17 protein-coding genes are annotated in these 18,770 nt (G+C 44.9%); 8 read left to right on the top strand and 9 right to left on the bottom strand.

Features of this window, described 5'->3' with window-relative positions:
• Positions 1-103: 103 nt before the first annotated feature.
• Positions 104-868: an FCD domain-containing protein gene (locus G337_RS0120575; RefSeq protein WP_245597691.1), complete on the bottom strand. Its 765-nt coding sequence runs from the start codon at positions 866-868 to the stop codon at positions 104-106.
• Between the two features lie 171 nt (positions 869-1,039).
• Positions 1,040-2,023, bottom strand: a complete 984-nt coding sequence (locus tag G337_RS0120570; RefSeq protein WP_028865508.1) for a TRAP transporter substrate-binding protein — start codon at positions 2,021-2,023, stop codon at positions 1,040-1,042.
• 273 nt (positions 2,024-2,296) lie between these two features.
• Here G337_RS0120570 and G337_RS0120565 point away from each other — a divergent pair, with 273 nt between their 5' ends.
• The 6 genes from G337_RS0120565 (at position 2,297) to G337_RS0120540 (ending at position 8,779) form a co-directional block, all read left to right on the top strand.
• On the top strand, positions 2,297-2,803 hold the full coding sequence (locus tag G337_RS0120565; protein WP_028865507.1) for a TRAP transporter small permease: 507 nt from the start codon (positions 2,297-2,299) through the stop codon (positions 2,801-2,803).
• Between the two features lie 23 nt (positions 2,804-2,826).
• Complete coding sequence (locus G337_RS0120560; RefSeq protein ID WP_028865506.1) at positions 2,827-4,128, top strand: TRAP transporter large permease; 1,302 nt, start codon at positions 2,827-2,829, stop codon at positions 4,126-4,128.
• A gap of 118 nt (positions 4,129-4,246) precedes the next feature.
• On the top strand, positions 4,247-5,713 hold the full coding sequence (locus G337_RS0120555) for a fructuronate reductase (RefSeq protein ID WP_028865505.1): 1,467 nt from the start codon (positions 4,247-4,249) through the stop codon (positions 5,711-5,713).
• Positions 5,714-5,769: 56 nt separating this feature from the next.
• Positions 5,770-7,194 (top strand): glucuronate isomerase, encoded by a 1,425-nt coding sequence (gene uxaC / locus G337_RS0120550; protein WP_028865504.1) that lies wholly within the window; start codon positions 5,770-5,772, stop codon positions 7,192-7,194.
• The gene (locus tag G337_RS0120545) at positions 7,191-8,126 is read left to right on the top strand and encodes a sugar kinase (RefSeq protein ID WP_028865503.1); all 936 of its coding nucleotides are present in this window, start codon (positions 7,191-7,193) and stop codon (positions 8,124-8,126) included. Before uxaC ends, G337_RS0120545 begins: the two co-directional genes overlap by 4 nt.
• Before the next feature lie 23 nt (positions 8,127-8,149).
• Positions 8,150-8,779, top strand: a complete 630-nt coding sequence (locus tag G337_RS0120540) for a bifunctional 4-hydroxy-2-oxoglutarate aldolase/2-dehydro-3-deoxy-phosphogluconate aldolase (RefSeq protein WP_028865502.1) — start codon at positions 8,150-8,152, stop codon at positions 8,777-8,779.
• A 352-nt stretch (positions 8,780-9,131) separates the two neighbouring features.
• Here G337_RS0120540 and G337_RS0120535 read toward each other — a convergent pair whose 3' ends face one another.
• The 7 genes from G337_RS0120535 to G337_RS0120505 all read right to left on the bottom strand — a co-directional run bounded on the left by G337_RS0120535 (position 9,132) and on the right by G337_RS0120505 (position 17,168).
• Positions 9,132-9,326, bottom strand: a complete 195-nt coding sequence (locus G337_RS0120535) for a putative motility protein (protein ID WP_028865501.1) — start codon at positions 9,324-9,326, stop codon at positions 9,132-9,134.
• A 275-nt stretch (positions 9,327-9,601) separates the two neighbouring features.
• Positions 9,602-9,787, bottom strand: coding sequence for a hypothetical protein (locus G337_RS0120530; protein WP_019614374.1), 186 nt, complete (start codon positions 9,785-9,787; stop codon positions 9,602-9,604).
• A 110-nt stretch (positions 9,788-9,897) separates the two neighbouring features.
• Positions 9,898-11,088 carry a Bcr/CflA family multidrug efflux MFS transporter gene (locus G337_RS0120525; protein ID WP_028865500.1) on the bottom strand — a complete coding sequence of 397 codons (1,191 nt, stop codon included), beginning with the start codon at positions 11,086-11,088 and terminating at the stop codon, positions 9,898-9,900.
• A gap of 174 nt (positions 11,089-11,262) precedes the next feature.
• Complete coding sequence (locus tag G337_RS0120520; RefSeq protein ID WP_028865499.1) at positions 11,263-12,783, bottom strand: Na+/H+ antiporter NhaC family protein; 1,521 nt, start codon at positions 12,781-12,783, stop codon at positions 11,263-11,265.
• 372 nt (positions 12,784-13,155) lie between these two features.
• Positions 13,156-14,433, bottom strand: a complete 1,278-nt coding sequence (locus G337_RS0120515) for a dicarboxylate/amino acid:cation symporter (protein WP_037028252.1) — start codon at positions 14,431-14,433, stop codon at positions 13,156-13,158.
• 180 nt (positions 14,434-14,613) lie between these two features.
• Entirely contained in the window at positions 14,614-16,137 is a 1,524-nt protein-coding gene (locus G337_RS0120510; protein ID WP_028865497.1) for an MFS transporter, read from the bottom strand.
• Complete coding sequence (locus G337_RS0120505) at positions 16,137-17,168, bottom strand: HlyD family secretion protein (protein WP_028865496.1); 1,032 nt, start codon at positions 17,166-17,168, stop codon at positions 16,137-16,139. Before G337_RS0120505 ends, G337_RS0120510 begins: the two co-directional genes overlap by 1 nt.
• Positions 17,169-17,354: 186 nt before the next feature.
• Here G337_RS0120505 and G337_RS0120500 point away from each other — a divergent pair, with 186 nt between their 5' ends.
• Positions 17,355-17,960 carry a TetR/AcrR family transcriptional regulator gene (locus tag G337_RS0120500; protein WP_028865495.1) on the top strand — a complete coding sequence of 202 codons (606 nt, stop codon included), beginning with the start codon at positions 17,355-17,357 and terminating at the stop codon, positions 17,958-17,960.
• Positions 17,961-18,115: 155 nt separating this feature from the next.
• The gene (locus G337_RS0120495; protein ID WP_028865494.1) at positions 18,116-18,736 is read left to right on the top strand and encodes a DUF2057 family protein; all 621 of its coding nucleotides are present in this window, start codon (positions 18,116-18,118) and stop codon (positions 18,734-18,736) included.
• Positions 18,737-18,770 lie beyond the last annotated feature (34 nt).

The raw sequence follows: 18,770 nt of genomic DNA, 5'->3' as shown, positions 1-18,770 counted from the left end.
AAAACAGCGCCCTTCAATAATAAATTTATCGAATAGACAGTTCATTTTGTTTGTTTTTAAAGTGCAGCTAGAAAGCGCCGGCAGTGCCTGACACTACTTACTTTTATCTGACGGCTTGAAGGTGGACAACGGGATTCGAACTGAACAGGTATCCGTCAAAATTCGGATCATCAATATCAGACAATTCCAGCAGCCGCTGCTTAACATTTTCCAGGTGCTGCCACATGGCATGTTTTGCTCCAATCGGATCTTTACGCTGCATGGCGGCAAGAATCTGCACATGATCATCAAACCACTCGTCTCTATATGCCTGATCTATAATGCGTGTATGCAGCTTCTGCCACATAGGGCTGTTCTCACGGGCATCCCAGGAATGCTTGAGCATATCGACCAGTACAGAATTTTGTGTGGCCTCAGCAATACACAGATGAAACTGTTTGTCCCCCGTACATTCACAGCTGCCGCTGGCCAGCTCCTGACGCTCTACCTCAAGTGCGGCGCGTAATTTACTTATATCCCCCGGTATCACCTGGATAGCCGCAAATTCCGCAATATTGCTTTCAAGCAGCTGCCTGGCCTGCAGCATTTCAAAGGGGCCGGCTTCATCATTGCTGATTATTTCCCGGCTTTGAGATTTATCCGGGATATTAATAATGTAAACCCCCGACCCCTTGCGGACTTCAACCAGATTTTCTAGTTCCAGCATAATTATTGCTTCGCGCACAACGGTGCGTCCGACATCAAGATCTTCAGCAATATTGCGCTCCGGAGGCAGGCGTTCGCCGATCTTATATTCCCCGTTGGTCAACTTTCGACGTAAAATCATGCCCAATTCCTGATAGGGACGTTTCGGCTCAAATGGCATCATAATGCGGCTCTGTTTCATTATATTAAGTCAAATTCGGCGGCAGCTGTTATCTGCAAATACAGCTGTGCCTGCGTACGATTTCCCGGGCATCTGCACCTTCAAGCTGAAAATATAAAAATGCCCGGCAGTTAATATATGCACTACTTTTTCAGCCTTAACAGACCGGCGTAATTACTGCACTGCTTTAATTTCTTCAACTAATGCACTCAGCTCCGGATTTGATTTAGCCAGATCTGCGTACATAGGCTGCACAGCTTCCACAAAGGCGGGTTTATTCGGTGTAACAAACTTAACGCCCATCTTCTCAGCTTTAGCACGTTCCTGCTGCTCCGAATCTGCCCAAAGCTGTTTCATCAGCTGCATCGAATTCATTGCAGCAGTTTTAAGCGCGGCCTGATTTTCTTTGGACAAAGCATCGAATGATTTAGTTGAAATAACCAGAACATCGGGCACCATAGTGTGCTCATCTAAGCTGAAGTATTTTGATACTTCACTATGGCGGCTGAGGCTGAATGAAGGAATATTATTTTCAGCAGCATCTACCACTCCCTGCTGCAGCGCAGTATATAACTCTCCATAGGCAAGAGGTGTCGGGCTTCCGCCTAAAGATTTAACCATATTGATAGCTGTCGGGCTCGGCTGAACACGTATTTTCATACCGTCAAGATCTTCCGGGTTGATAATAGGCTTAGAAGTATAAAAACTGCGCGCGCCTGCTTCATAATAAGTCAGGCCGATAAAACCGCTGTCACGTGAAGATGCAAGAATCTGCTCCCCGACCGGACCTTCTTTCACATTAAAGTAATGCTGCTGATCTCGAAATAGATATGGAAGATTAAAAGCAGAGTAATCAGAAGAGAAAGCTTCCAGCTCGGCCGCATTAGTTTTTACCATATCCAGCGCACCGTTCTGCATCAATTCCATTGATTCACGCTGCGTACCTAACTGGGCATCGGGATATATGCGTATTCTTACTTCGCCGTCAGTCAGTTCACGTACTTCTTTCGCCATTTCTGTCATAGCTTTATGCACAGCATGGTCACGGTTGTGGTTATGACTTAATTTAAAAGTAGTTGCGGCAAAAGCTGATGCTGAAAAGCCGACTGTCAGTGCCGTGCCGATAACTGCTGATAAAACGTTTTTACGCATATTCATATTTTTATTCTCCAGTTTTATTGGTTGTCCAATTGTCAGTGTTTTTGTAAGTGGATGCATTATTACTGCTGCAGATGGTTTTGGTCAAAGCAAAAAACACAATTGGTCGACCTTTATCACAGTTTTGCCGGTACTTTTGGCCAACCAATATTTGTGTGACTTATCTCACATGACAGCAGACGAAGTTTATTTATACTCGTCACACCAATTTGGAGGTACTGCAGCTCAATTAATACAGCAGCGTCAGTAGTTCTTTTACTTAAAGGAAACAACATGAATAAAATGGTTGCATATATTAACCGGGGGTTAGCAGGTTTTACCATCTCGCTCTCTGCCTTCTTAGTCTTCTGTGTTATCTGGCAGGTAATCTCACGCTATGTAGTTGGTAAACCAAGCACGGTGACCGATGAACTAGCCCGCTATCTGTTTATGTGGGTGGCACTGATCGGCGCAGCTTATACAACGGGTGTTAGACGGCATTTAGCCATCGATTTAATGACCATGAAGCTCAAAGGAAAAAGAAAAATTGTCAATGAAATCGTTATCCAGACTGCGATTGCCGCTTTTGCTTTAATTGTTTTAGTTTACGGCGGTACGAATCTGGCTCTCAAAACTCTGTCAACAGGTCAGGTTACACCTGCCTTAGGTTTACAGATGGGTTACATCTATTTCTGTCTGCCGATCAGCGGTATTTTGATAACTTTTTACTCTTTCGTTTTTGCACAAGAGAAAGTTAAGCAGCTTTTTCAGTCCAAAAGCCTTGCTGCAGAACAACAATAATTACTCTATATAGGAATTCAATTATGGAATGGCAGATCATTCTCACACTTTTCGGCAGCTTTGCGGTCCTTCTCTGTTTAGGGATCCCCGTATCGTTTGCTATCGGTTTATCATCACTGGCAACTATTTTATTAAGTCTGCCGTTAGATCCTGCAATAGCTGTTGTCGCGCAGCGTATGGCTGCCGGATTAGACAATTTTGCGTTGTTAGCTATCCCGTTCTTTATTCTGGCGGGCAATATTATGAATCAGGGCGGCATAGCAATCCGCTTAATTAATTTTGCCAAAGTATTAGGCGGACGTTTACCAGGCTCGCTTGCTCATGTAAACGTAATGGCTAATATGATGTTCGGCTCTATTTCCGGATCAGCAGTAGCCTCGGCAGCTGCTGTCGGCGGCACCATGGCGCCTCTGCAGAAAAAAGACGGCTACGACGAAAACTTTTCAGCAGCAGTTAATATTACCTCATGTCCGACAGGTTTATTAATCCCGCCAAGTAATACTCTGATCGTTTTTTCCTTAGTTTCCGGCGGTACATCTATCGCGGCGCTTTTTCTGGCAGGTTATATTCCCGGTATTATTATGGGGCTCAGCCTGATGTGTGTAGCGGCTTTTATTGCAAAACGACGCGGATACCCGCTTGATGAGAAACCAAGTCTGGCTGTTGTATGGGACACAACACTAAAAGCACTGCCCTCTTTGACCCTTATTATTATTATTATGGGCGGTATTATCGGCGGCATCTTCACGGCGACGGAAGCGTCAGCAATCGCAGTTGTCTATACCTTTTTACTGGCAGTAGTATTTTACCGCGAAGTAAAAATCACAGATCTTCCTAAAATCATCCTGGAATCTGCGGTAACCACCTCTATTGTACTGCTGCTGGTCGGCGCTTCAATGGGCATGTCATGGGCTATGGCTAATGGTGATATTCCTTATATGATTGCCGATGCCCTGCTGGCGATTTCCGAAAATCCGTTAATCATTCTGCTTATCATTAATGTGATCCTGCTGATTGTCGGTATCTTTATGGATATGACCCCGGCCATTCTGATTTTCACACCAATCTTCCTGCCTATCGCGTTAGATTTAGGTATTGATCCCGTTCATTTCGGCATCATGATGACCTTTAATCTGGCTATCGGTATCTGTACGCCGCCAGTGGGCAGTGCGTTATTTATCGGCTGCTCTGTTGCTAAGGTCTCGATTGATAAGGTAATTAAACCGCTGCTGCCTTTCTATGCAGCCCTGATTGCAGCACTGGCGGCGGTCACCTTTATTCCTGAATTAAGTTTATTCCTGCCTCGCTTGTTCTTAGGTTATTAACCGCGCAGCAGGAAATATAAATAATGCTTATTAAATACAGTTAATAAGCATTCTATTAAGTAACTAAACCAGTATCTTTATTTCGTCAGCTATAACAGCTGAAATTTACGGAGCAAAAATGTCTAATAATATTACCAATACAAGAATAAGCACCAAGGTTATCCGCCCTCATTTTGACCGTTCATTATTAAAAAGCCGCATCGTGCATTTGGGTTTCGGCGCATTCCACCGCGCTCACCAGGCATTAATAACTAATGAAATGCTTAATAAAACCAATAGTGACTGGGGTATTTGTGAAATAAACCTGTTCGGCGGCGAACAGCTTATCAAGCAGCTGCGTGAACAGGATCATTTATATACCGTTTGTGAGAAAGGCGCACAACAGAGCACAGTTAAAATGATTGCTTCCGTGGTTGAATCACTTCATCCGACATTTGACGGCCGGCAGGCAGTATTAGAAAAAATGGCAGAGCCTCAGGTAGCCATTGTTTCTATGACCATTACCGAAAAAGGCTACTGTACAGATCCAAGCAGCGGCCGTCTGGATAAAACTAATGCTCTAATTAAACAGGATATAGTCGATCCGAGATCACCAAACTCTGCCATTGGTTATATTGTTGAGGCACTGCGCCTTCGTCGTGACCGCGGACTGACACCTTTTACCGTTATGTCCTGTGATAATGTTCAGGAAAACGGCCATGTAGCCCGTGCGGCCGTAATCGATTTTGCGCAGTTAATTGATTCAGAACTGGCTGTCTGGATTGAGCAGAATGTTACTTTTCCCTGCACCATGGTTGACCGTATTGTACCGGCGGCCACAACTGAAACACTGGATGAAATTACCCGGCTGGTTGGTGTAGAAGATCCCTGCGGCATTGCCTGTGAACCTTTTCTGCAGTGGGTTATTGAAGATAACTTTGTAAATGGTCGACCACAGTGGGACACTGCAGGTGCAGAATTTGTGTCAGATGTTGTGCCCTTTGAAGAGATGAAGCTGCGCATGCTCAACGGCAGTCATTCATTTCTCGCCTACCTGGGTTATTTAGGCGGCTATGAGCATATCTCTGACACTATGACGAACCAGCATTACCGTCAGGCGGCACTGGATATGATGATCAAAGCACAAGCCCCAACGCTGAATATGCCTCAGGGAACCGACCTTGAAGGTTATGCACAGCTGCTGATTGAACGCTTCACGAACCCAAGCCTAAAACACCAGACCTGGCAGATTGCCATGGACGGCAGCCAGAAACTGCCGCAGCGGATGGGCGGCTCACTGCGTTTTCACCTGAGCAACGGCAGCGACTATAAATGGCTGGCACTGGGCATTGCCGCCTGGATGCGTTATGTCAGCGGCAGTGATGAGCAGAATCAGGAAATCGATGTCCGCGACCCTATGCTTGCGCAGTTTAAAGCAATTTATGACGAGCACGGCATCAATGTTTCCGCGGTAAAAACACTGCTTGGTCTGGAAGCCGTTTTTGCTGACGATCTTATTAAAAATGAAAGTTTTGTTAATCAGGTAAGTAGCGCTTATCAGAAGCTGATCAGCGAAGGCGCACGCAGCGCAGTTGCTTCTCTTTAACTTTTCACACTGCTTTACACAATGAAGGTAAAGCAGTGCATTTTTCGGAGTCTATTATGAAAGAGTTTCTATGCGAGGACTTCCTGCTCGCAACCACCACGGCGCAGCGTCTTTACCATGATTTTGCGAAAGATATGCCGATTTACGATTACCACTGCCACCTCAATCCGCAGGAGATTGCTGAAAACCGCCAGTTTGAAAACCTGGGTAAAATCTGGCTTGAAGGTGACCACTATAAATGGCGGGCAATGCGCTCAGCAGGTATTGCGGAAGAGCTTATTACCGGTAAACAAAGTTCAGATTATGAAAAATTTCAGGCATGGGCAAAAACCGTACCGCAGACTATAGGTAATCCGCTCTACCACTGGACTCACCTGGAACTGCGCCGTCCCTTTGCTATTGTAAATAAGCAGTTGAATCCAGATACTGCCGACAGTATCTGGCACGAATGTAATGATCTGTTAGCAACACCGGAGTTTTCAGCCCGGGGCATTATGAAGCAGATGAATGTGGTGATGGCCGGCACCACGGATGATCCGGTACACTCGCTGCAGTACCATAAAAGCATCAGACAGGATCCGACCTGCAGCGTCGAAGTTGCGCCAAGCTGGCGTCCTGACCGTGCATTTAAAATCGAATTAGACGGTTTTTGTGATTATATGCATCAGCTGGGCAAGGCTGCTGATATAGAAATCGGCTCTTTTAATGATCTGCTGAGCGCACTGCAGCGCCGTCTGGATCACTTCAGCGCGCACGGCTGCCGCGCCGCGGATCACGGAATTGAAGTTGTACGTTATGCATCTGTGCCGACGGAAAAAGTACTGGACAGTTTATTATCACGGCGCTTAAAGGGGGAGCAGTTAAGCTCTCTTGAAATAGATCAGTTTTCCACCGCTGTACAGGTGTGGCTGGGCAGACAGTATGCGCAGCGCGGCTGGGTTATGCAGCTGCATATCGGAGCACAGCGCAATAACAGCAGCCGGATGTTTAAACTGCTTGGCGCTGACGCGGGTTTCGATTCAATCAGCGACAGCAGTTTTTCATTTCAGTTAGCATCACTGCTTGATGCCCTTGACAGCAGTGATCAACTACCTAAAACCATACTGTACTGCCTCAATCCTCGTGATAACGAAATGATGGCGACTATGATTGGAAATTATCAAGGCGGCGGCATTGCCGGAAAAGTACAGTTCGGCTCCGGGTGGTGGTTTAACGATCAGAAAGACGGTATGGAACGGCAGATGCAGCAGTTAGCACAGCTGGGTCTGCTGAGTCAGTTTGTCGGTATGCTTACTGATTCACGCAGCTTTCTGTCATATACGCGCCATGAGTATTTCCGACGTATTCTCTGCAATATCATAGGTTTGTGGGTTGAAAACGGCGAAGCGCCGAATGATATTAAACTGCTTGGACAAATGGTTAAAGATATCTGTTTCAATAATGCCAAGGCATACTTTCGCCAGCCTGAGGAGCAGAAATGAAACGCATAGCAGTTATCGGCGAATGTATGATTGAACTCAACGGTAAACCATTTGCACAGATGCATCAGTCCTACGGCGGTGACAGCTTAAACACCGCCGTTTATATGGCGCGTACTGCAGATCGTTCAATTGCAGTGGATTATGTCAGCGCGCTGGGCAGTGATGCTGTAAGCGACGGCATGCTCAGGCGCTGGCAGCAGGAAGGTATAAACACTCACTGTGTACTGCGCGATCCTGCACGCCGGCCGGGTTTATATTTGATTCAGCTGGACGACCAGGGTGAACGTACCTTTATGTACTGGCGGGATCAGTCTGCAGCACGTTACCTGCTGCGGCATGATGATTTTCCAACTGTAACAGAACAGCTGCAGGGCGCAGACATGATCTATCTTAGCGGCATCAGTTTAGCGATATTACCCGATCAAGATCGTCAGCAGCTGACTGCACTGCTGCAGAAACTGGCTGCCCGGGGAGTTAAAATAGCCTTTGATTCTAACTACCGCCCTGCTCTGTGGAAAGATGCTGAGCAGGCACGCTTATGTTACCAGGAGATTCTCGCAGTCACAGATCTTGCGTTAGTGACGGATGATGATGAACAGGCCCTTTGGGGTGACAGTTCAACAGAGCACACCAGCTGCCGGCTGCGCAGTGCCGGTGTTAAGGAGATGGTGCTCAAGCTGGGGGCAGAAGGCTGTATTTATCATAATCTGCTCGACGGTGAAACTGAGCATACTGCAGCGGCCGCAGTGACTAATGTTATTGACACCACCTCTGCGGGAGATTCCTTTAATGCCGGTTTCTTAGCAGGTTACCTGACCGGCAAAACGCCGCGTGATTGTGCACTACAGGGCCATCAGCTGGCCTCCGTAGTTATTCAGCATAAAGGGGCAGTTATCCCGAGATCAGCCACAAGCCACATTAATTACAATTAAAATATCAGCAGGAAAAACAGACAATGAACTCTATTTCACAACAACTTAAACAGATTAAAATTATTCCGGTGATCGCAATTGATAACGCTGAAGATATTATCCCATTAGGAAAAGCTCTGGTAGAAAACGGTCTGGCAGCTGCTGAAATCACTTTCCGTTCAGATGCGGCTGCGGAAGCGATTCGATTGTTACGTCAAGCACAGCCGGATATGCTGATCGGCGCAGGGACAGTACTGAATCGAGAGCAGGCACAGGCGGCTAAAGATGCCGGTGCGACATTTGTTGTTTCACCTGGTTTCAACCCGAACACGGTGCGTGCCTGCCGGGAGATCGGCATTGATATTATACCTGGTGTTAATAACCCTTCTGCTGTTGAAGCAGCTCTGGAAATGGGGCTGACCACTTTAAAGTTCTTCCCGGCAGAAGCATCCGGCGGCATTAATATGCTTAAGTCATTACTTGCCCCCTATACACAGGTTGAATTTATGCCCACCGGCGGTATTAACCCCAGCAATGTAAAAGACTATCTGGCACTAGACCGCGTTGTGGCCTGCGGCGGCACCTGGATGGTAGATAAGAAAATGATTAATGAAGCAGACTGGCAGGAAATCGGGCGCTTAACACGTGAAACGGCTCAGCAGGTACACTGTTAAACAATATTAAAAAGTGCGCCGGGTAGTATTAACAAGGTTTCATTACTACCCGGCGTAGAACTTTAAACCTTTGCCAATGAGTTATTAACCGCAAAACAATAATGCACCATGGCTCTCCCCCTACTATTAGCAATATTTTTACGGACCAGTCTTAGCGGTTTAATAATTTCACTATATGTAGCTTATTACTTCATCCGGTATATTTAAATTAAACTTGATGAGTATATTTGTGTATTTTTATTCTTGGAGGTTGGGGCTGTTTAAAAGCGGGCAGATTACAGGATTATGCAGCAGGACTAATCCGACAGCCGGTAAAATACAACTATCAGATTAACTTTATATACAAAAAGAATTACACGTAAATATCTACGTGCTGTCCGCGGCTGTCGTCAGAAGTAGACGTAGTCGGACTAACTGACTGTAATAACTGTGAGACCTGCTGTTCCGCCTGGTTATTTGCTGTTTTAATCAGACTCATATTTACCTGCTCTAAGGTATTTACCTGAGCTTGAACTCCCATTGCACCGCCGACACTGCTTAGACTCATAATTTGACCTCATGAATTTTATTTTAACAACGCTGATAATCACACATACTGCAGGTTAAATACCCCTGTAAACACTATTATCGAACGTGCTTACTGTATCGGCATAACTTTAAATATCTTGAGTAATACTTTGCTCAATAATTTACAGCGGTATTGAGGGAAAAACTTGTTATAGCTGGAGGTTGGGTCTGTTTGCGGGTGAAAATGATATAGCTGAAACTAAAACGGCAGCGCTGTAAAGACTCTTACAGCACTGCCGAAGACCAAGCTTCAGATTAAACTTCAATGTCTATATGTTTACCAAGATTACCAACGGGAGCCGGCTTAACAGATTCTAATAACTTCACGGTCTGCTCTTCTGCCTGCTTATTAGCTGTTTTAAGTAAACTGACATTAACCTTTTCAAGGGTACTAATTTTGGCCTGCTGGGTCATTACCCCGCCGACAACGCTCATATCCATAATCACCTCTTATTTCACTTAAAACACCCGCATAAACAATCTACAAGCGGCTAATTTAAAGTATAGAAGTTAAGCAGCCTACACACAACCAGCTTCAACAGCGGTACTAATCAAACATTTCTGGCAAATCGCAGATAAATGACCATAGACAGTACTGCGCTTAATGCCATCAATGCAACCATAGGCCAGGCTGACGAACCGGGCAGCAAAGATATACAGGCGGCCATCAGTGCGCCGGTTCCAAAACGTAAAGTACCGGCCAGCGATGATGCGGTCCCGGCAATATGGGGATATTCGCTCAGCAGCAGCGCCATGCTGTTACTGCCGATAATTGAAATAGTGCTGACAAACATCATCACCGGAATCACTACGCCCCATAAACCAAGATTCAAGATCTGCGCTGCAACTAGCATAAAACCAGCCAGCAGCTGGATATTTAAGCCGAAACGCAGCATCCAGTGAGAGCCCATTTTTTTGACCAGACGGCCGTTAAGACTGGTCATAACCATCATCAACAGGACATTCAAACCAAACAGATAACCCACATGTTCGATATCAACACCATAAAGTTCGATGTACACAAAAGAGCCGGCAGTTAAAAATGCGAACATGCCTGAAAATGAAAATGCACCGGTAAAAATCAGGCCTATCGCTTCAGGCCGGGTAGACAGCTGAAAATAATTACGCAGAGTTGTATGCAGACTAAATGACGGTCTTTTTTCTACTGCAAGTGTTTCCGGGATAACCCAGCTTGAAGCAATAATCACCACCACAGCAATTAATGCCAGCAGCCAGAAGATTGAACGCCAGCCGAACCACACAGCCATATGCCCGCCAATCATAGGTGCCACTAAAGGAGCAATAGTCATCACTAGGGTTATCATCGACATGGTGCGGGCATAATCTTCTTTTTCAAACATATCCCTGACTATCGCCTGAATAACCACAGCAGAGGCGGCACCGGCAAAACCCTGCGCTGCACGCACCCACATTAATGCATTGATACCCTCGGTTGTTGCACTGATCACCGATGCTGCCGCAAATAATGCAGTACCAGTCAATAGTACCGGTTTACGTCCATAACTGTCAGCCAGAGGACCGTGCAGCAGCTGCCCCACTGCAAATCCGCTTACATAGGCGGTTAAAGTGATTTGAATCGATCCGGAACTCACTCCTAGTTCCCGGGCAATGCTCGGCATAGCCGGTAGGTACATATCGATGGCTAAGGGTGTAAGAGCTGATATTGCACCTAATATAATAACCAGTAATAAACTCAGCTTTGATGACGAGTTTGAACTCATAGAATTTCCTGCATAGATAAATTTGACAGTAGACGGGAGTGCTTAGGGTAACACGATCCAGATCACATGAAATGATATTCTGCAAAATTTACATATATTTATGAGCGCAGAAAAATAAAAACGAAAAAATGTCTTAACAGACACTTTTTCGTTATGTTAACGGAGCAGTAAAGGTTATACCGCAGCAGTGTTAGTCAGCGGCTTATGGGTTTGGCGTTTACGATGGAGCTTTGACAAAATATAAACCAGACATATCTGTGCGACCAGTGCCGCTGCTAATACCAGCGGGCTTGCAGATACACCGGCGGCAATAAAGCTGATCAGCGCGATAGCGCCGTTTAATAAGGCATAAGGCAGCTGTGTACGGAAATGCTCAAACTGGTCACAGCCGGATCCAGTGGAAGACAATATAGTTGTTTCAGAAATCGGGGAGCAGTGATCGCCGAACAGGCCGCCGGATAAAACAGCGCCGATGCAAACATAAAGTGGCGCATCGACAGCAAACGCAGTCGGTACCACCAGCGGTATCATAATGGCAAATGTTCCCCATGACGAGCCTGTAGCAAAAGATATAATACCCGCCAGCAGAAAAGAGACCGCCGGGACTAACCAGTAAGGAAAACCACTTTGCGCCTGCTGAGCGATATATGCGGCAGTACCTAACTCTTTACCTATAGTGCTTAATGTCCAGGCAAGGATCAGGATGATCGCCACCTGCATCATATTACCCATACCTTTTAGATAAACAGAAATGCCGTTAGACAGATTTCTTACCTTGTACAGGGCCATCAGACAGATCAAGGTAACAGCGGCAAAAAAGTAAGCACTGGACAATGCAGCTCTAAAATCTGAACCGGATATTTTCTCAAAAGGGAAACCTAACGGCAGCAGCATAGTAAACAGCACAACTGCCATCACCACAAGCGGTGCCCAGACAAATGAGGCATTAGCTTTGTCATGGGTAAAGGGCTGCAGCGATTCTTTACTGTTACCAATACTAATGCCCTTCTGAGTGTTTTCTTCTGCGGCGGCCATAGGGCCGAAATCTAGTTTATTAAATGCCACTAGAGGCACTATAAAAATAGCCAGAAAAGCATAAAACTGATAAGGCACAGCTGAGATAAACGCCTGCCAGTCACTAATATCCACATTTAAAACACTGAACTCCTTATGCAGCAGCCCCATTATGTAAACTCCCCAGCCGATAAAAGGAATAAGAATAGCCACAGGCGAAGAAGTTGAATCAAGAATAAATGCGAGTTTCTGACGGGAAATTTTTAACTTGTCAAAAATAGGACGAAATACCGGCCCGACAATCAGCGGAGTTCCTAAATCAGAGAAGAAGATAATAATACCGCCAAACCATGAAGCAGTCTGAGCTTTAAATTTTGTACTGACCCAGTCGGTTACTTTAGAGGCAAAAGCAAAACCGCCACCGGACTGTTCCATCAATGCTACAAAACCGCCGATAAATACCAGCAGAACTAATACACCGGCGTTATAACTGTCAGTCAGCTGCGGTGCAATATAATCTTTAACCATTAACTCGACATTATGCAGCGGGCTGAAGCCGTTTAACATAACAATCCCCGTTAATACACCGCTAAACAGGCCGATCACTACGTTTCGTGTGGTTAATGAAAGCACCAGAGTTACAACAATCGGCAGCAGTGAGGTTACATCTATTTCCTGCATCTTATTCTTATTCCCAAGTAAAGCTGTGAGCAGCTGTATTATTTAAAAACAAACACACAAAGTGAATGTATACACATAAATAGTGAATATATATTTATTTTCAAGCTGTGTATAGCAGGAACAAAAAATTTAGTACAAGTATCTAATAATAAACCGAATAACTGTAATTGATGTTTTTATCACCATGTTCAGAGAAGCAAAATATTGATTTGTTTATGCAGTTAATGTGACTAAACATTTTTTGAAAATTTGCCTGAATGCAGGCTAGGCAGATATGTTAGAAAAGCAATGAAACGCTGATGAGACAAGATCAGCAATAAAAAAGGGAGCTTAAATAAGCTCCCTTAACAAGATATTCACTTAATAAAAAAATTAAGCGACCTTCTTCTCTTCCTGCCCGTTAATCGGCGTGACTTCAGCATCAACCTGATTTTCCGGGTTGAATTTATCTACGATTACCGCACAAGCGGCGTCACCGGTAATATTCAACGCAGTACGGATCATATCGAAGATACGGTCCAGTGCAAACAGCAGCGGTAAACCTTCAATAGGAATACCGGCAGCCAGCAGTACTGCAACAACAAGGAAAGACGGACCAGGTACACCTGCCTGACCGATTGCACCGATAGTTGCGGTGAAAATAATAGCCGCATAAGCTGCAAAACCAAGATCTACATTAAATACCTGTGCAAAAAATACCGCAACTAGACCGTAGTAGATAGCATTACCACTCATATTAATAGTAGCGCCCAGCGGCAGTACAAAAGAAGCGGTAGAGTTAGAAACATCCAGCTCTTTTTCTACTGTATCTAAAGTAACCGGCAGTGTTGCCATAGAAGAAGCAGTTGAAAGTGCAACAGCCTGCGGACGTTTCATTGCCGAGAGAAAGCGTCCCACCGGTACATCTGAAAACAGTTTGATAAATAACGGGTAAACAACAAAACCAAAGATCAGGATTGCCGCTACATAGACAATAAACAGCTGCATTACTGTTGTTAGTACATCAAAACCAAACGTACCTACTGCTTCAGCCATAAGACCGAATACACCAATCGGTGCTATACGCATAACAACATTAATCATCCATACAAACGCATCAACAAGGCCGTTAAGAATATTCATTAACGGTTCGCTGCGTTTCTTCTCAACTTTAGACAGTGCGATACCCAGGAACAGACAGAAAACTAGAATCTGCAGAATGTTGGCATTATTTAACGACTGGAAGACATTCGTCGGGATCATGCCTAATACTGTTTCGAAAAAGCCTGGTACGTTACCTTTATCTGCATACTCATTAGAGAATATTCCCTGCATGCTTGATAAATCAACTCCAACACCAGGAGTAAACATCTCACCCATAAAGATTGCTAATGCAACAGCAATTGCAGAAGTCAGCATGAAGAAGCCGAAAGTGGTAAGACCAATTTTACCAGCAGCCGGACTGTCACCAAGATTTGCCGCCCCCGTAATAATAGCCACGGCTACTAGAGGGATTACCAGCATTTTGATTAAATGAATAAATATTGCACCCAGCGGCGCAAACATAGATGCAGCATCACCCATATAAACCCCGACAAGGGAGCCTATAATCATGGCAATAACTACCTGTGTCCCAATATTGGACAAGATTCCTTTATGTTTCGTTAGCACTTTTTCATCCTTAATTATTGTTTATATGTGTTGAGACTAAGCGTCTGCGGATGCAGTTTACCTATCCCTTATTCACTGAGCAATATATTAACGTCAGATTGTGCCGGCTCTCACATCTCCACACACTCAATAAGGAGTTGTCTACTGTGCACTAAAGTATATTTTTTATGCTGAATTGTTTTACTTTGCCGCCAGTTTCTTACCAATAAGCAGTATCGGAGCAAGTATAAAAATACAAATAACAAACCACTGGAAATTATTAACCCCCGCTACTGCCGCTGTCTGAGTTTTCAGCTGCCCGCTCAGCAGCAGAGCAACGCGGGCAGGTGTTGCTTCCAGCATCGCATTTTCCAGAGTGCGCACCATGGCCCCTTGATAAAGAATAAAAGCCTGATTCATTTCATTAAAATTCTCACCCAGAACATTAACGGCAGTGGAAGCTTCCTGACTCATTAAACGGGAAAACAAAGCGCCCCCTGCCAGACCGCCAAATGTACGAAACAAGTAGAAATAACTTACACCTTGCGCTATATATTTTTTTTCAAATCCGCCAAGAATATAAATTGTTACTGTTACATTAAGCACGCCGACACCAAAACCGCGCAGCAGCAGCGCTAACCACATGTCGCTAACGCCGCTGTAGGCATTACTGCCGGCAAGAAAAGCACTGGAGAGCAGGATCATCAGTACTCCGACAGGAATCACTACATCAGGTTTTAAGGTCGGATGGTTACAAATCCATATACTCACCAGCAGGCCCAGCAGCATACTGCTTAATGCAGGAACTTGAATCCAGCCCAGTTGACTATGACTGTACTGCAGAACGCCGGCAAGGTAACTTGAAATCAGCATAGAAGTACCTAACACTGCAAATCCAGCTAACGCGCCGTTATACATAGAGACGATATTCTTAGCAGAAGCCAGTACATCGGAGCGAATATATTCCCCCCTGCCCCAGCGTTTTTTAAGCGCAAAGACGCAAAGCAGGATCAGCGCGGCTGTTATCACAGCGGCATTACTTATTAGCGGGCTGTCAAACCAGTTATAAAACTGACCGCGCATCAGTATAAAAACAACGCCGGCAATGGCGGCCGTCATCAACACAGCCTGAAGAAGGTTAAATGTGACAGCCCGCTTTTCATCTTTATAGGGAAAAGGACGTAACCAGATCCAGGCAAAAAAGATGATATAAACAAGTATCTGTACAGCAAAAGAGAGCTGCCAAAGCTGATTTTCAGCTAATTCAGCTAAAATCCACGGATAAATACCAAAAGGTAACAAAGTGGTCATCAGCAGCATAATGCTTTCAGCATAAGCAATATTACGAATAGACAAATTTCGCAGCACCAGTACCTGGCCGGCCACTATCATTGCACTGGCGGCGATGCCGTGCCCAGTCCAGGTAAAGTAATGTGCCTCGGGTATATTACAAAAAGCACTTATTACTGCACTGACTAAACCAATAACAGCACCGCCGATAAGTAAACGCACCGCACCAAAGCGGTAAGTCAGCCAGGAGGCAAAGGGCAGCATTATTAACTGTGCGCCAATATAAAGTATATTGAACCAGGCAGTATCGTCTGCTGATAAACGCAGCGCGGCGGCTATCTCAGCCGAGCTGGAATTATAAACAGCTGAAGTGATGCCGAAGGGAATCATCAGTACGGATACCAGCACAATAAGTTCAATAGGCGCTTTCATCATTAAACTCCCGTATTTTCTGCGTGAATCACAACCTGTGCAGAAAGTCCCGGCACAATACGCCCCTGCAGCTGCTCGGGAATATCCAGTTCAATTTTAACTGTGACCCGCTGTACCACTTTTACAAAGTTGCCCGTAGAGTTGTCCGGCGGCAGCAGACTGAACTGTGCCCCCGTAGACGGTGAAATACTGCTGACTAACCCCTTAATATGTTTACCCGGAAACATATCCAGCTGCACATCAACCACCTGCCCCGGCTGGACATTAGTCAGCTGTGTTTCTTTATAGTTTGCGTTTAGCCACAGATCATTAACCGGCACTATCGCCAGAATTCCCGTTCCAGCTTTAATAAACTTGCCGACCTGCAGGGAACGGTTACCAACAACTCCAGTAATCGGCGCGCGGATTTTAGTGTCCTGAAGTGCCAGTTCACTCAGGGCCAGCGCAGCTTCAGCCTGCTGAAGCTGCGCTATAATCTGTGCCCGTTCGCTGTATAAAGTCTGCACAGTCTGCTTTGACGCAGCCAGGGTAAACTTACCGGCCTGCAGATTCGAGGCGGCTTTTGTTGTGGTGGTCTGCTGCAGATCGTACTTGGTTTTACTTACCGCACCACTTGTTACCAGTCGGGAATAGCGTATCAATTCACTTTTCTGCAGTTTATCTTCAGCCTGCAGCGTATTAAGCTGAGCACTTGCTTGTTTTATTTTCAGCTGCTGCAGCTCAATTCGCGTCAGGTTGTTATCTAACGCCGCCTGCGCTGCTGCCAAGGCGGCCTGAGCCTGATCCCGTCGCGCTATATAGTCACGCTCATCAATAACTGCCAGCAGTTCACCGGCCTTTACCAGCTGATTATCACTGATAAATATTTTCGTAATTCGACCAGAGGCTTCTGCACTTATCTGGGTGATTTCACCATGAACATAGGCATTATCAGTTTTCACCTGACCTGCTTTCAGAGCAAATGTGTAATAAATGCCGGTAGCAGAAACACTTAAGACTAAAGCTGTCAGCAGCACTTTGATTTTGTTGTTCATATCCTATACTCTTTTCTGTTGATTATGTACTGTACCGAACAGTACAATAAGTTATTATACAGAATTGATCAAGTTATATTTACAGGCAGACGGCGGAATAAAAAAGCGATATAAGCAGCGGCCCCGCGGCTGAGAATTGCATGTAATCAAACTAACTGATTTAATATGGATAAAAAAGAGGTAGTTATGCGTCCATCCACCCTTATAAAGCGTCAAAAAATCATTTCGGCGGCAACACAGCTGTTTTTCAAGCAGGGATACCCGGAAACCACTCTGGATCAGATCATCGAACAGTGCGGCGGCTCAAAACAAACCCTTTACCGTTATTTTGGTGATAAAAAAGGTATTCTCAATGAGGTCATTACTCAGGGTACCGAGGAGATGAAAAGTGTTTTTCAGTTTGAAAATGATTCAGATACTGCCCTGATCAAACAGCTCAATGAATTTGGTTATTTATATATTAAAACCCTGTGTTCTCCGCAGCTGCTGAACATGCACCGCATAGTCATTACAGAATCACGCCGTGATCCGGAACTTGCAGAATTTTTCTTGTCACGGGGTCCGCAGCATTTTCATCGTATTTTAACTGAGTTTCTACTGCAGCAGGCTGAGCAGGGAAAACTGAACATAAACAAGGCTCCATTAGCAGCCACCCGCTTATTAGGGTTATTAAAAGGTGATTTTTTTCAGGAAGCACTGGTCGGACTGCCCTGCCCGAGCGAACAGGAAATTCATAAATCGGCCCAACAGGCGGTGAAGTTTTTCCTGCAGGGATGCAGTGCTCCAGATTAATTAAGCAGTAGACATTATTTAGGCCTGCTGATTTTGAAGTCAACACATTAATTACCAGACAAATTAAAAAAGACCAGAAGCTCCTATATTTTTAATCAACAACATAGTAACGTGTCGAACAAAACAATACGTGATACTTAAAAGGAAAAGTTTAAATGAAAGGTTTAGTTTTAATATTAACATTAATCATTGCTCCGTTTACTCAGGCTAACAATCTGATCGCAGGAAAAGCGGTAGAAATATTAGCCGTTGACGGTCAGAAGATAAAAGGTGGATTTTTCTCCAGCGCAGATGCGCAGTTAACTGAAGGCAGCCATCAGGTGGTGGTCAAATATGTAAACAGTTTTAGAAATAAAGAGCTGATCCACAGTAAGCCGTATATTTTTGATATTGATGTTATCGGAGAGACTGAAATCGCAGTCAAAAATTTCAATACTCAGAGCCAAGCTGAAAGTGAAATGCGTAAAGGTCTTACCTGGATTGTCAGCAATGAACAAGAAACTACAAAAATAGTCGGCAGTGATATACTGACAGGACAAGGATACCTGCCTTATAGTGATATCGAAAAACTGATCACTGCTTATAATAAAGAACAGGGTATTACGCTAGCGAATGCTCCGGTAGCGGTGACAACAGCAGCGACTGCAGCTGCGGACAAGCCGAATAACAATTTAAACCTGGCAAAATCCGAACAGTTGATGCAGCTGTATAACTCGGCAAGCAAAGAAGAGCGTAAAGCCTTTAGAATCTGGCTGCTTGAACAAGAGATGAAATAACCCCCCCGTTACTTTCACAGCAGCCGTAAAAAAG

Origin of the sequence: Psychromonas aquimarina ATCC BAA-1526 (assembly GCF_000428725.1) — a bacterium.
Taxonomy (GTDB): Bacteria; Pseudomonadota; Gammaproteobacteria; order Enterobacterales; family Psychromonadaceae; genus Psychromonas; species Psychromonas aquimarina.
Note: the sequence above shows the minus strand (reverse complement) of the source record. Positions and strands in the feature narration are given on the sequence as shown.